Here is a 14,075-nt window from a genome sequence, read left to right as displayed (position 1 = left end):
TACCCGGTCCTCTGTCCTCATGCCACCAACCCCGCTATCACCGAGTTCCCCGCTGGGACTTCGCCAGTGAGCGCGCACGCTTCGCGCAAAGAAGCGATCTGATTACTTAGCCAAGTCGCTGGAACGGTATCAGCCGCGTCAGCAGCCCTACAACGGCCAGGTCATCACGCCTGTGCAAACCTCAAAGGCCCCCGGGAACGCCTTCCTGGTCCTCGTCCTGGTCATCTTCCGCCACCCGCGCCCGGGCTTCCTTGCGCAGTTCCGCGACGCTGGCGCGGGCCGACTCGTCACTGGGCCGCCGCGGCGCCGGCACCACGGTCACGCCCGCCGCGCGGGCCGTAGCGACCAGGGACCGGGTGACGTCCGGCCGCATCGCGAGGAAGGCCGTGGTGTACATGCACGTGTGCAGGGTCTTTTCCTTGCCGAAACGGCCGCGGCAGACAATCTCCGAGGCGATCTCCAGGCCGGTGCCCGTGCCGGCGTCCGTGCCGTCCGGGGACGCCCCGGAGGTCTCCCACGGCAGCCGCTCGGCATGCTCCGCCACGTGTTCCAGGGCCGCCTTCAGCCCCGAAGCCGCTTTGCGCACCACCCATTTCCTTCCCGGAAGCGGCGGCAGCGCCTTGCGAATCCGCTCGAATTCCGCGTCGATGGACTGGCCGGCGAGCGTGGTGAGACCGTGGTGCAGCTGGACGCGCACGACCTTTTCCCAGGGCACGTCGTCGCCGTCGAAACCGGCTCCCTCAGGGCTCACGCGCACGCAGCCGAGCCCGTCGAGCGCGGCCAGCGGCCCGGCGAGCGCGGAGGGCACGCGCGGATGGGAGGCGATGAGCAGACCGAGGGAGAACTCCCAGGGCTCGGTGGCGGGCGCGTCCGGCCCCGGCATGGTGCGGAGCGTCTCCGCGACCCAGTCCCGCGAGGCGGCCGCGCCCGAGCGGCCCGCGTCGGCGCCGCGCTGCGCCAGCGCCCGGGCCGAGGTGCCGATCCCCCGCAGCCGTCTGCCGATCTCCATCCGGTCCTCCTGGTACTCGCCGCACACGCGTGGTGCGCATCCAACTTAGCCGCAGCCGCGTCCCCCCTTCCGAGTCAGGGACTATCGTCCAAGGCGAACCAAACGCGTCGATATCACTGCGGCCACACACCAGGAAGTTGAGTGCGATGCCCTCCTATGACCTCTCACGCGAACGATTCCGCCTTTCCCACGCGCACCTGAGCGTGCTCGGTGCGCTGTACGACGGCGAGCCGGTCAGCGAGGACCTCGCGCCCGCCCGCGAGGAACTCACCAGCATCGGCCTGGTGAGCGAGCAGGGCGAGATCTCACCGGTGCTCGCGGACCTCGCCAACACCCTGTCCGCGCCCGTCATCCAGATCCTCATCGAGGCGACCGGGCCGCAGGGCATCCAGACCCACGGCGTCATCGTCAGCGACAACGCGGCGTTCTCCCACGAGGAGTGGCCGGGCACCGGCGAGTCGGAGTACGCGCGGATCGAGCCGGCGACCGTCGTGTTCGAGCTGGCGCGCCTGGTGAGCCTGCGGCAGCGGGCGGTCGCCGAGGCGCGGCCCGAGGTGCTGGCGGTGACCAGCACGATGGGGGCGCTCGACGCCGTGCTCGCCGCGCTGGGCGAGCTGCCGGCCGAGGAGCAGCAGAAGCCGGACGCCGCGCGGGAGACGGCGCGCCGGGTGCTGGCCGAGTCCGCCCCGGCGATGGACCCGGCGCAGCGCGCGGTCTTCGCCGACCTGGTCGGCAACCTACGGGCCAACTGGCGGATGACGGCGGCGTGGCCCACCCAGCTCGACGGCAAGCCGGGCCGGGGGGTCAACAGCTTCGCGGTGTGGGACTGCGGCCGGCTCGGCTACTGGGAGCGCAAGTCGCCCGCGGAGCCGATCGTGGAGGGGCAGATCACACCCGAGACCAAGCTGGAGCTGGTGCAGGTCCCCGTGAAGCGGGTCTGGAAGATGATCGGCGAGCTGTTGCCGAATCGCGACGAGATCCGTGACCGGGCCGCCTGACACTATCCCGTTTGTCCGCTCTGCCCGCCGGAGTTGCACAGCACTGTCACAGCGGGGTACCGGCGGTTCCATGACGGATATGCCGTGCGGTAGCGTGCAGGAGCGGATGGCGAAAGGCCCATCTGAGCACGTCGATATGGGGAGGAAAAACCGTGGACCGCGGTGCAGATCTTCAGAGGCTACGGGACCTTGCCACCACTTTCGGTGAGAAGGCCGACAACCTCCAGGAGCAGATCATCGACGCTCTGTCGACGCTGTGCGACGAGAGCACCGACTTCTGGAAGGGTCCCAAGGCCGATCAGTTCCGCTCGGAGTTCCAGGAGGTCAAGCCGACCTTCCAGTCGTTCGTCGACGCGCTCCGCCAGGCCAAGGAAAGCGCCAACACGAACGCCGACAACATCGAGCAGGCCACCTGATTCCCGGTTCTCGGGGGATCGGGAAACATCAGGCGAAGGGCCCTGGCCGCGTTATCGCGCCAGGGCCCTTCGCCGTTGTCGTAATCGCCGTCCGGTGACGGCAATTGGCGAGCCCCGGTTCCGCCTGACTTGCCGGCGGAACCGGGGCACATGGCGCGCGGCTAATCGAGCATGGCGGACTGAATGGGCGTCAGTGTGCCGCCGGTGATAAGGACCCCGCTGCCGACCGGGCCGCTGCCGGTGTTGGCGGGCAGCCGCACGCCGAAGAGCTCACCCTCGCCCGGGGACCGCGGCCGCAGCACCAGGCCGTTGCGGGACTTGCGGGCCGTGGCCACGAACCCGCGGTACTGGGACGCCAGCGAGTCCAGCGTCCCGGCGGCGATCAGGGCGTGCTCGCCGTCCATGCCGGTCTTGATGATCTCTTCCAGCGGCTTGTCGAGCGGCCCGTCGTAGAGCAGTTCCGCGTCGTCCACGAGCACCGCGTACTGGCGGTCCTTGACCGGCTCGAGCGTCTCCAGCAGCTGGTTCTTGCTGGTGTCGGAGCCCAGCACGGCGAGCACGCCGTCCAGTTCGCCCATCTTCCGCAGCGGCGAGCGGCGCGGCGTGATCAGGACGATCGGCACGCCGGCGCGGAGCAGGCCGTGCGCCACGCCGCCGAGCGTGGTGGAGCGGCCGGACTTGGGCGGGCCGGCGATGACGAAGCCGGGGCCCATCTCCTCCAGGTCCACCCCGATCGGGTGCAGCTCGTCACCGCCGACGCCCAGCATCGCCCACAGCGGGGACGGCGGCTGGAAGCCGGGGTCGAGCGCCCACGCCTCCTGGAGCGTGATGCGGGTGGGCAGCGCGTCGACGCGCATCGGGCGCTGCGCGCCGCGCGGCTCCGGCCAGGTCTCGCGGGCGCGGCGGCCGATCTCCTGGAGCGCGGCGACCTGCGCCTGCCCGGAGCCGTCCTCGGCGAGCAGCGCGAGCTGGCTTTCGCGGACGCCCTCGTTGGCGAGCTGGAGCGCGCGCCCGGGCGGCATGTCGCTGGGCACGTCGCGCGGCCGGAAGCCGGCGGCGGAGTAGTCGTTGGGGTCGGCCAGGCGCAGGATCAGCTTGTCGGGGAACGTCGAGGACATCGAGCCGGTCATGCCCCGGCGGTCCGAGGAGACCACCGCCTTGAGCCCGACGGCCGAGCCCTCGCGGAAGATCTGCTGGATGCTGTCGAGCAGCTGCCCGTAGTTGTACTTCTCGAACGCGGAGACGTAGCCCTCCCAGGCGTCGAGCAGCAGCACCATCCACGGCAGCCGCTCCTCGGGCGGCGCGGTGGCCCGCTGCTCGGCCGCGCTGGCGGCGCCGCGCTCGGCCAGCAGCTGCTGGCGGCGGGATATCTCGGCGCGCAGCCGGTCGATGAGCCGGCGCACCCGGTCCGGCTGCTCGCGGGTGACGACGGCGCCGGTGTGGGGCAGTCCGACCAGCGGCAGCATCGCATTGGAGCCGCAGTCGATGGCGTACAGGTGCACATCGGACGGCGAGGTGCTGCTGGCGATGGCGCCCGCGAGCGTGCGCAGGGCGGTGGACCGCCCGGCGCGCGGGCCGCCGACGATCATCATGTGGTCGCCGCGCACCAGGTCGAGGGAGAGCGGCACCCGGGCCTGCTCCGACGGCATGTCGGTGACGCCGAACGCCAGCGGCGGCACGTCGCCGGCCGAGCCCGCGTCCGGCGGCGGCGGGGGCAGCTCGCTGAGCTGGACCTTGTCCGGCAGCGGCGGCAGCCACGGGCTGTGCGGCTCGCCGAAGCCCATGCGGGCGGCGCCGTCGCGGATGGCCTCGACGAGCACGGCGAGGTCGGTGACCATCGTGCCGTCGTCCTCGGCCTCCTGGCGGCGCGGCAGCGGGCGGGCGTAGGAGCTCCAGGTGAGCGGGATCAGCTCGATGGTGGGCCCGCTGTTGTCCTGCCGCGGGCGGCGGCCGCCGATGCGGGCGGACTGCACGCCCACCAGTGACTGGGCGCCGGAGCGGACGAAGCAGCGGCCGGGCGTGGACTTGGCGATGGCGCCGGAGTCGGGGGCGTCGATGACGTCCATCGACTCGCTGGCGTCGGTGACGCGCAGCGCGATGCGGAGGTTGGTGTTGGCGCGGATGTCGGCGCTGACCACGCCCGCGGGGCGCTGGGTGGCGAGGATGAGGTGCACGCCGAGGGAGCGGCCCCGGCGGGCGATGTCGACCAGTCCGGCGATGAAGTCGGGGAGTTCGGCCACGAGGGAGGCGAACTCGTCGATGACGATCATCAGCCGGGGCATGGGCTCCAGCTCGGGCCGGAGCTTGCGGGTGTCGTTGTAGTCCTCGATGTCCTTGTTGCCGGTGCGGAACAGGATCTCCTCGCGGCGGTGCAGCTCGGCGGCGAGCGAGGCGAGGGCCCGTTCCGTCAGGTGGGCGTCGAGGTCGCTGACCATGCCGACGGTGTGCGGCAGGTTGGCGCAGTCCTGGAAGGCGCTGCCGCCCTTGTAGTCGATGAGGACGAAGTTGAGGGCGTCCGGGTGGTTGGCGACCGCCAGCGAGGCGATGATCGTTTGCAGCAGCTCGGACTTGCCGGCGCCGGTGGTGCCCGCGACCAGGGCGTGCGGGCCGTCGCGCTTGATGTCCAGGACGAACGTGCCCTCGGCGGTGACGCCGATGGGGGCGGCCGTGGTCTGGCCGCCCGCGCGCCAGATCCGTTCGATGTCCGCGCCGGTGGGGTTCGGCATGGACAGCAGGTTCAGCAGCCGGGCGGAGGTGGGGATCGCCGCGTCGGCGTCGTCCCGGCTGACGTCGCGGACCGGCGCCAGGGAGCGGGCTATCCGCTCGCACCACGACTGGGCGACCTGGTCGGCGAGCACCTCGCCGATCGTCTCCAGGCCGGAGCCGCGCAGCATCACGCGGCTGTCGGAATGCGGCGACCAGGACACGACGGCCTTGCACTCCTCGGGCAGCAGCCGCTCGTCCTCATCGATGCACAGCGCCAGGATGCCGTGGGCCGGGCCTTCCTGGAGCAGCTGCGGCACGCCGGGCATGCGGCGCAGCAGCCGGGCACCGTCGAGGATGACGAGGATGAACGGCTCAGGCCGCAGCGCGGGGGCGTTGAAGCCGGGCTTGGCCAGTTCCTTGCGGCGGTTGAGCTCGTTGAGCAGCTCGTTGACGCGGCGGCCGATGGGCTCGGGCTCGGAGGCCACCAGGGAGATGCACGGCTGGCCCTGCTGCGGGGTGGTGTGCGGCAGCCAGTGCGCCCAGCCCCAGGTGGAGGGCGCGTCCTGCACGGAGGAGAGGACGACGAGCGACAGGTCGCGGGGGCTGTGGAGTGTGGCGGCCTGGACGGTGAGCCAGCGGGCGGTGGCCAGGGCGCGCTCGCGCTGGCCGGCCACGCCGACGACGCCGATCTCCGGGAATGCCAGCGGCACCGGCAGGTTGGGCGCGTGCGGCGGCTCGGGCGGCTCGTAACGGGCCTTGCCCTGTGCCGCCACGGTGACGATCTCGATGTCGGCGCGCTGCGGGGCCACGCCGACGCGCAGGTGCATCACGTCGGGGTCGGTCAGCCGCCGCTCCCACAGGCGCCGCCGGGGGCCGGTGGCGAACAGCAGGATCTCGGCCGGGTCGGGGGACGCCTCGCGGCGGATGCGCTGGTCCTCACGGACGTACGCGTTCAGCGCCTGGCCGTACTGGATCAGCTCCTCGCGGTACTGCTTCGCCGACTTCTTGTACTTCTTGCCCCGGTAGCGGGTCTCGTTGAGGTAGCTGGCCAGCATCATCAGCGGGCTCATCAGGCAGAACAGCAGCATGTAGACGCTGTCCATGACGAAGTACATCGTCAGCCCGAAGGCCATCGGGACGAGCGACGTGATGATGTTGAGCCGGGCGGAGTCGGCGCGGGTGGGCTCCGACGGCAGGAACAGCCGGGGCCGCTGGTGGACGGGCAGCAGCCGCGGCGGCCGGTTGTAGGCCAGGCCGCCCTCGCCGGTGGGTGCGAGGTGCGCGTCGGGCTCGGTGGGCCGGTCGAGCACCAGCAGGGACTCGCCGATGGCCATCATGGCGCCCAGCGGCCAGACCTGACGCTCGGTCACGGGTTCGTCGTTGAGGTACGCCGGCAGGCCCGGCGCGGGCGTGACCTTGGCGGTGCCCTGCACGTCGATGCCGATGCGCAGCGCCACGTCCGGCAGGGTGGTGTCGGCGGCCAGCGGTACGGAGCAGGTGGCGCCCGAGCCGACGGTCGCGGCGCCCACCGACAGGCGGGCCACGCGGCCGGCCGCCGGGCCGCCGACGACGCGCAGTTCGAGCTGCCCGGTCGGCTCGGCGCTGCGCAGCAGCGGGCCGAGTTCATCGTCGGTGGACACGCGCATGCCGTCACGGAGCAGCGGCGCGACGGGCGCGGCGGGGTCGGCGCGCCAGCCGTCGAGCCACAGCGAGGGCGCGGGAGCCTGGGGGGCGTAGGGGCTCTGCACGACCGCCGGCTGCCCCTGGGGCTGCCAGGCTTTGGCGAGCGCGGGAGCCAGCTGGCCCTGGGCCACGGGAGGCCCGAAGCCGCCGCCCTGGGCGGCCGGTACGTGCGGGCCGCCAAGCTCCCGGGCGAGGTCGGCGACCGTGGTGTTCTCTTCGACGGTGACCACGACATCCTGCGGTTCCTGTCCCTTGCGGACCACCGTGAGCAGGACCTGCATGGTCGATTTCCTCCCCGTGTACCAACGTGCACCAGCGAGCCTACCGGCGGGTTGTCACCACCGTCATCCAGCCTGGACGTCCCTGTTACCAGCTTGGTTTCGGGCTGGAACGCGCTGGTGGCGGGGAACGCGGCGGTCCGGGCAGAAGGCCGCGCCTCCCCGGGCCGGCCCCGGGGAGGCGCGGGCGCGCCGGCCGGCGTTACCGGACGACGGCGCAGGTCTGGCCGTTGAGGGCGAAGCGGCCCGGCGGCGCCGGGTCGCCGGAGTGCTCGGCGAGGTAGCCGAGCGTCACGCTGGCCCCGGGCGCGATCGTGGCGTTGCCGTCACTGCTGGCGGCGGTGACGATGTCGCCGACCTGGGTCAGGTCGGTGTCCCAGTCGGAGATGATCTGCTGCCCGAACGGCAGCGGGAAGACGAGCGACCAGCCGTCGATGGGCTCGGTGCCGGTGTTGGTGACCGTCAGGTCCACGGTCAAGCCGTCGCCCCAGCTCTCGGTCTGGTAGGCGACCTGGCAGACCGGCTCGGCGGGCTCGAACGTGACCCGGTGCAGGCCGCCGGGCAGGTCGTTGACGACGTAGAACTCGCCCTGGGCGGTCTCCCCGAACGCGGTGACCTGCGTGGGCATCTCGCCGATCTCGGCCGTCAGGTAGCCGCCCTCGCCGTCCTCGCGCAGCGCCCAGACGGTGGAGGAGCAGTAGTCGGTGGCGATGTAGGTGCCGCCGACCAGGCCGGCGAACACCTCGCCGCGGTAGACGCGCCCGCCGATGACGGAGCAGCCGCCGGTGTACGGGGAGTACGTGAAGTCCGGCTGGGTGTACTGCTCGCCGGACGAGCACTGGTCCTCGTTGAGGACGGCGAGCCCTTCGTAGCACGACCAGCCGAGGTTGGCGCCGGGCTGCTCGGCGGGGCTGAGGTGGTTGATCTCCTCCCAGGCGCCCTGTCCGACGTCGCCGATCCAGATCGAGCCGTCGGCCTCGTCGAAGGAGAAGCGCCAGGGGTTGCGCAGCCCGTACATCCAGATCTCGCCGCGGGCGTCCTCGGCGCCGGCGAACGGGTTGTCCTCGGGGATGCAGTACGGCAGGTCGCCGCAGCTGCGGCTGACGTCGATCCGCAGGATCTTGCCCAGCAGGGTGTCCAGGCGCTGCCCGCTGCCGAACGGGTCGCCGGAGCCGCCGCCGTCGCCGATGCTCCAGTACAGGTAGCCGTCGGGCCCGAAGGCGAGCTGGCCGCCGTTGTGGTTGCTGTACTCGGCGTGTTCCTGGTCCAGCAGGACCTCGTTGCTGCCGTCGCCGAGGTCGTAGCGGGAGAGGGTGACCGCGCCGTCGGGCAGCGCGGTGTAGGCCAGGTACAGCTCCTGGCTCTCGGCGAAGTCGGGGGCGAGCGCGAGGCCGAGGAGGCCGCGTTCGTTGCCCGACTCGTCGACGATGCCGGTGAGGTCGGCGAGCGGGTCCTCGGCGAGGCCGGTGTCGGGGTGGTAGACCCGGATCCAGCCCGGCTTCTCGGTGATGAACAGCCGGCCGGTGCCGTCGTCGGGCGCGGCGATGGCCGTGGGCCGCCGCAGCCCGGAGGCGACCTGGGTGGTGGTGGCGGTGACCTCTTCCAGCGGCACGGCGGCGGTGGCGGCGCGCGGCGCGCCGGAGGCGTCCGAAGCATGGGAGGCGCTGGGGGTGCTGGTGGCTCCCGAGGCGGCCAGGGGGGTGAGCAGGGGCAGGGACAAGGCGAGCAGCAGCGGGGCGGCCCAGCGTCGTCGTGGCATGTCGGCTCCCTAAGGGCGAGGGGGCATTCCTCGGTGCGCGGCGCGCACCGGTCACCTCGACCCACCGGATCCGGTCACAACTGCTCCACCAACGACAAGACTTCGGGACGGAATCGGTCAGGTTCCGTGCCGCTGCGCGCCGTCGGGACCGTACCGGCTCCCGGGCCCTCCCGCTAGATCGCGTTCATGACATGTTTGCTGACGCTGCATCAGATACTTCGGGCGTCACGCCGGGGAGAGCCGGGAGCCGGCACCCGCGGGGCCGCGCCCGTCAGCGGGCGCGGCCCGTGCCGCGCGGCAGCTGGTGCCGGCCGGGATCAGCCGACCGACCAGACCACCTCGGAGTCGTCCGCGGCGGTGTAGACCACCCGCCCGGGGTCGGTGTTCTCGGGGAGGAGCCAGGTACGGCAGAACGTCGCCTGGTCGCCTTCGGCGATGTCCACCGAGTCGCCCGAGCCCTCGGGGCAGCCGCCGGGCAGGCCCTCCAGCGAGCCGCCGCCGATGATGAACGTGCCCGGCAGGCCCTCCGCGTCGAAGAGGTCCGCCTCCAGTGAGGGGTCGGTGAACTCCAGCAGGTCGCCCCCGGTGTGCTCGACGGTGAGCGTGACGAACGCGGGCCGCTTGCCCTCGATGTCCTCGGCGGACAGGCCGGTGCCCTCCAGGTCGGCGTGGTTGCCGACCTCCACGCTGTCCAGCGTGACCGCCAGGTTGGCGGTGGCGTCGCCGTCCTCGTAGGGGAGGGGCTCGCTGGTCTCGCCCAGCGCCAGCTCCTGGGAACCGCCCGGCTCCGTGTCGCCGGCCGGGTCCTCGTCCTGCCCGCTGTCCTGCTCGTCCTGCTCGTCCTGCCCGGTCTGCCCCTCGGTCTGCGCGGCGCCGGTGTCCTCGTCCGAGGAGTCGTCCGAGTTGCAGCCCGTCAGCGCCATGGCCACAACCGCCGCGGGCACAACAGCGCGCAGCCAGCCGGTCTTGCGATGGAACATCTTTTCCCCCTTGCGAAAAAACCCTGTGAAGTCGTGAGGCGTGAGCCTATGCGCACGGACGCGGGCTCCCCGGCGAAAAGCTGCCGCTGCCGGGAAACCTGGCGTAAATACGCAAGCGTGTCCGGCGGTGACGCGGGCGAGATGAGCAGCCGATGAGCAGGCAACGAGCAGCCGATGAGCAGGCGATGAGCAGGCAATGAGCAGCGTCGCCCCGGCACTCCTCCGCTGCCGTGACCCGCCCCCGCTGCTGCGCTGGGGCCGTTCCGTCCGCCAAGCTGTCCATGGACGCCGGCAGCTGCCCGCGGCCGTGCGCACCGCGGGCCGCCGCTGACCGGAGCCCGCGCCTGTCACGACGAGCCCCGCACGATGAGGAGGCCGATGCGTTCCACACGCGTCTTCCACGCGGTGGAGAGCCACACCGAGGGCATGCCGACCCGCGTCATCACCGGGGGCGTCGGCACCATCCCCGGCGCGACGATGGCCGAGCGGCGGCAGTGGTTCGCGGCGCACCGCGACGACATCCGCACCCTGCTGATGTACGAGCCGCGCGGGCACTCCGCCATGAGCGGCGCCATCGGGGTCGCCACCGTCCTGGTGGAGACCGGCATGGTCGAGGTGACCGAGCCGGTCACCACCCTCCGGCTGGACGTGCCGGCCGGGCTCGTCACCGCCGAGGTGGCCGTTCAGGACGGGGCCGCCCGCTCGGTGACCATCCGCAACGTGCCGTCGTTCACCACCGCGCTGGACGAGCGGGTCGAGGTGCCGGGCTTCGGCGAGGTCACCTACGACATGGCCTTCGGCGGCAACTTCTACGCCATCGTCCCGCTGGAGCGCCTCGGCCTGCCCTTCAACCGGGCCGCGGCGAACGAGCTGCTCGCCGCCGGGCTGGCGGTGATGCGGGCCATCAACGAGCAGCGGCCGCCGCGCCATCCCGAGCGGCCGGACATCACCGGCTGCCACCACGTCTACCTGGAGGCGCCCGGCTCCACGGCCGCCCACTCGCGGCACGCCATGGTCATCCACCCCGGCTGGTTCGACCGCTCGCCGTGCGGCACCGGCACCTCCGCCCGCATGGCGCAGCTGCACGCCCGCGGCCTGCTGCCGCTCCAGCGGGAATTCGTGAACGAGTCGTTCATCGGCAGCCGCTTCACCGGCCGGCTGCTCGGCGAGACGGCCGTCGGCGGCGTGCCGGCCGTGCTGCCGGCGATCACCGGGCGGGCCTGGGTGACGGGCACCGCGCAGTACCACCTCGACCCCACCGATCCCTTCCCGGCAGGATTCCTGCTGTGACCACCACCGAGACGCCCAGCCATGGGGAGTGCGCGGGCGCGGCGGCGGGGCGCGGATGACACCGGCGGCCGGCTACCCCGATCTCGCCGTCGTCGGCGCGGGCATCGTCGGCGCGGCCGCCGCGTACTTCGCGGCGCGCGCCGGGCTGCGCGTGACCGTGCTGGACCGCGGCCCGGTCGCGGGCGGCACGTCCGGCCGCGGCGAGGGAAACCTGCTGGTCTCCGACAAAGAGCCCGGCCCCGAGCTTCAGCTGGCGCTGCTGTCCCAGCGGGTGTGGCGCGAGGACCTCGGCACGCACGCTGAGCGGTGGGAGTACGAGCCGGAGGGCGGCCTGACCGTCGCGGCCAGCGCCGCCAGCGCCGCCCGGCTCGCCGCCCTGGCGCGGCGGCAGCGCGCCTGCGGCGTCGAGGCCGTCGACGTGCCCGGTGAGGACCTGCGCAGCTGCGAGCCGCACCTGGCGCCCGGGCTGGCGGCGGGGTGTACTACCCGCAGGACGCGCAGGTGCAGCCGGTGCTGGCCACCGCCCACCTGCTGCGGCTGGCCCGCCGGGCGGGCGCGCGGGTCGAGACGGGCACCGAGGTCACCGGCGTGCTGCGCGACGGCGCCCGCGTGACGGGGGTGCGCACGACCCGCGGCCGGGTGCCGGCGGGCGCGGTGCTGAACGCCGCGGGCCCGTGGGCCGGCGAGGTGGCGGCGCGGGCCGGGGTGCGGCTGCCGGTGGCGCCGCGCCGCGGCTTCGTGCTGGTCACCGAGCCGCTGCCCGCCGGGACGGTGCGGCACAAGGTGTACGCCGCCGAGTACGTCGGGGACGTGGCCAGCGACAGCGCCGCGCTCGCGTCCTCGCCCGTGGAGTCCACCCGGGCGGGCACCGTGCTGATCGGCTCCACGCGGGAGCGGGTCGGTTTCGACGCCACGCTGTCGGTGCCCGCGCTGCGGGCGCTCACGCGGGGCGCGGTGGCGCTGTTCCCGGCGCTGGAACGTGTGCGCGCGCTGCGCGCCTACTGCGGCTTCCGTCCCTACTGCCCCGACCACCTGCCGGTGATCGGGCCCGGCCCCAGGGCGCCGGGCCTGCGGCACGCGGCCGGCCACGAGGGCGCGGGCATCGGGCTGGCGGCGGGCACGGGCCTGCTGCTCGCCCAGGCGCTCACCGGCGCCGCGCCGGAGCTGGACCTGGCGCCGTTCACCCCCGCCCGCTTCGGCGACGGCCACCCCGCCGCCGGCCCCGGACCGTTGTGACCGACCCCAGCGAGGAGCGCGTGATGACCTTCCCTGACGGCGCATACGGCGCCGGTGCGGTACCTCCCGGAGCACCGCACGGGGCGCCGCCCGGGCCGAGCTTCGAGATGAGCTTCGACGGCGCGCCCGTGCCGGCCCGCCCCGGGCAGAGCGTGGGGGCGGTGCTGGTGGCGCACGGCATCACGTCCTGGCGCACCACCCGCCGCGGCGGCCGCCCGCGCGGCCTGTTCTGCGGTATCGGTGTCTGCTACGACTGCCTGATCATGGTGGACGGCCGCCCCGGTGAGCGCGCCTGCGTGGTGCCCGCCCGCGCGGGCATGGAGCTGCGCAGCGAGCCGCCCCCGCTGTCATGAGCGCCGCCTCCGGCAGGTATGACGCCGCCGTCGTCGGGGCGGGCCCCGCCGGCCTGGCCGCCGCCGTCACCGCGGCGGACGCCGGACTGCGGGTGGCGCTGGTGGACGCGGCGGAACGGCCCGGCGGCCAGTTCTGGCGGCACGCCGCGGGAAGCGACGGCACCGGCCACCCCGGCTGGCGGACCTTCACCCGCCTCCGCGACCGGCTCCAGGCACAGGTGGCCGCCGGGCGCACCACGTACCTGCCCGGCGCGCAGGTGTGGACGGCTGGGCACGGCGGCGGCCAGGCGCCGTTCACGCTCCGGCTGACGCCCGCGCACGGCGGCGGCCCGGGGCGGGCGCTGGCGGCGCGGGCCGTGGTGCTCTGCCCCGGCGGTTACGACCGGCAGCTGCCGGTGCCCGGCTGGACCCTGCCCGGCGTGATGGCGGCCGGCGGGGCGCAGGCGCTGCTGAAGGGCCACGGCACGCTCGCCGGCCAGCGCGCGGTGGTCGCCGGCACCGGGCCGTTCCTGCTGGCGGTGGCGGCCGGGCTGGCCGCGGCCGGCGCCCGGGTCGCCGCGGTCTGCGAGGCGGGGGCCCGGCCGGGTGGCTGCGCCGGCCGCTCGGCGCCCTGGCCCTGCCCGGCAAGACCGCCGAGGCCGCCGGGTACGCCGCCGCGCTGCTGCGCCACCGCGTGCCGTATCTGACCCGCACGGTCGTGGCCCGGGTGCACGGCACGCAGGCGGCGCGGGCCGTCACGCTGGCCCGGGTCGATGGCGCGGGCCGCGTCGTGCCCGGTTCCGGCCGGCGCGTGGCGGCCGGTCTGGTCGCCCTGGGCTGGGGGTTCACGCCCTCGGTCGAGCTGGTGCTGGCGCTCGGCGCCGCCACTCGCCTCGGCGCGGACGGCTCGCTCGTGGCGGCCGTCGACCGGGTGGGCCGCGCCAGCGTGCCCGGCGTGTACGTGGCGGGGGAGGCGGCCGGCGTCGGCGGCGCGGCCAAGGCGGTCGCCGAGGGTGAGCTGGCCGGGCTCGCGGTGGCCGCCGACCAGGGGCTGCCGGTGCCGCGGCGGCGCGTCCGGCGGCTCGGCGCCCGGCTGGCCCGCGCCCGGGCGTTCGCGGCGGCCATGCACCGGGCACACCCGGTGCCGCCCGCGTGGCCGCGGTGGCTGACGCCCGGCACCGTGCTGTGCCGCTGCGAGGAGGTGACGGCCGGCGAGGTCACCGCGGCGTGTCAGGAGCTGGGCGCCGGCGACGCCGACCGTCAAGACACTGGTGCGGCCCGGCATGGGCTGGTGCCAGGGCCGGATCTGCGGCTACGCCACCGCCGCGCTGCTGGCGCGGCACGCCGGCCGGGGCGTCACCGCCGGTGACCTGCGGGATCTGGCGAAA

At 73.9% G+C, this 14,075-nt stretch carries 10 protein-coding genes and 1 pseudogene; 7 read left to right on the top strand and 4 right to left on the bottom strand.

Annotated elements, in window-relative coordinates; genetic code table 11:
- Positions 1–181 precede the first annotated feature (181 nt).
- Positions 182–1,009: a hypothetical protein gene (locus JK356_RS06950; protein ID WP_201866659.1), complete on the bottom strand. Its 828-nt coding sequence runs from the start codon at positions 1,007–1,009 to the stop codon at positions 182–184.
- Between the two features lie 146 nt (positions 1,010–1,155).
- On the opposite strand from JK356_RS06950, the gene JK356_RS06945 reads away from it, so the two are divergent.
- Together JK356_RS06945 and JK356_RS06940 are read left to right on the top strand one after the other, a co-directional pair.
- Positions 1,156–2,007 (top strand): hypothetical protein, encoded by an 852-nt coding sequence (locus JK356_RS06945; RefSeq protein ID WP_201866658.1) that lies wholly within the window; start codon positions 1,156–1,158, stop codon positions 2,005–2,007.
- Between the two features lie 152 nt (positions 2,008–2,159).
- On the top strand, positions 2,160–2,423 hold the full coding sequence (locus JK356_RS06940; protein ID WP_201866657.1) for a WXG100 family type VII secretion target: 264 nt from the start codon (positions 2,160–2,162) through the stop codon (positions 2,421–2,423).
- A 161-nt stretch (positions 2,424–2,584) separates the two neighbouring features.
- On the opposite strand, the gene JK356_RS06935 is transcribed toward JK356_RS06940, so the two are convergent.
- From JK356_RS06935 to JK356_RS06925, 3 genes are all read right to left on the bottom strand, one after another.
- Positions 2,585–7,093: an FtsK/SpoIIIE domain-containing protein gene (locus tag JK356_RS06935; protein ID WP_201866656.1), complete on the bottom strand. Its 4,509-nt coding sequence runs from the start codon at positions 7,091–7,093 to the stop codon at positions 2,585–2,587.
- A gap of 199 nt (positions 7,094–7,292) precedes the next feature.
- A complete protein-coding gene (locus JK356_RS06930) occupies positions 7,293–8,849 on the bottom strand; it encodes a PQQ-dependent sugar dehydrogenase (protein ID WP_201866655.1) in 1,557 nt (518 codons plus the stop codon).
- A gap of 317 nt (positions 8,850–9,166) precedes the next feature.
- The gene (locus JK356_RS06925; protein ID WP_201866654.1) at positions 9,167–9,829 is read right to left on the bottom strand and encodes a hypothetical protein; all 663 of its coding nucleotides are present in this window, start codon (positions 9,827–9,829) and stop codon (positions 9,167–9,169) included.
- Between the two features lie 378 nt (positions 9,830–10,207).
- Between JK356_RS06925 and JK356_RS06920 the strand changes: the two genes are divergently transcribed.
- The 5 genes and pseudogenes from JK356_RS06920 to JK356_RS22315 all read left to right on the top strand — a co-directional run bounded on the left by JK356_RS06920 (position 10,208) and on the right by JK356_RS22315 (position 14,056).
- Positions 10,208–11,119: a proline racemase family protein gene (locus tag JK356_RS06920; RefSeq protein ID WP_201866653.1), complete on the top strand. Its 912-nt coding sequence runs from the start codon at positions 10,208–10,210 to the stop codon at positions 11,117–11,119.
- Between the two features lie 55 nt (positions 11,120–11,174).
- Positions 11,175–12,355, top strand: a pseudogene (locus tag JK356_RS06915) (NAD(P)/FAD-dependent oxidoreductase).
- Between the two features lie 23 nt (positions 12,356–12,378).
- Positions 12,379–12,708 carry a (2Fe-2S)-binding protein gene (locus tag JK356_RS06910; RefSeq protein WP_201866652.1) on the top strand — a complete coding sequence of 110 codons (330 nt, stop codon included), beginning with the start codon at positions 12,379–12,381 and terminating at the stop codon, positions 12,706–12,708.
- Positions 12,705–13,394, top strand: coding sequence for an FAD-dependent oxidoreductase (locus JK356_RS22320; protein ID WP_307815437.1), 690 nt, complete (start codon positions 12,705–12,707; stop codon positions 13,392–13,394). Before JK356_RS06910 ends, JK356_RS22320 begins: the two co-directional genes overlap by 4 nt.
- Positions 13,382–14,056: a hypothetical protein gene (locus tag JK356_RS22315; RefSeq protein ID WP_307815436.1), complete on the top strand. Its 675-nt coding sequence runs from the start codon at positions 13,382–13,384 to the stop codon at positions 14,054–14,056. The genes JK356_RS22320 and JK356_RS22315 overlap by 13 nt, the downstream gene beginning before the upstream one ends.
- The last annotated feature ends 19 nt before the right edge of the window (positions 14,057–14,075 follow it).

Origin of the sequence: Streptomyces sp. 7-21 (genome assembly GCF_016741785.1) — a bacterium.
Classification (GTDB): Bacteria; Actinomycetota; Actinomycetes; order Streptomycetales; family Streptomycetaceae; genus Streptomyces.
The sequence above is the reverse complement of the archived record's forward strand: the minus strand, read 5'-3'. Positions and strand labels throughout refer to the sequence as shown.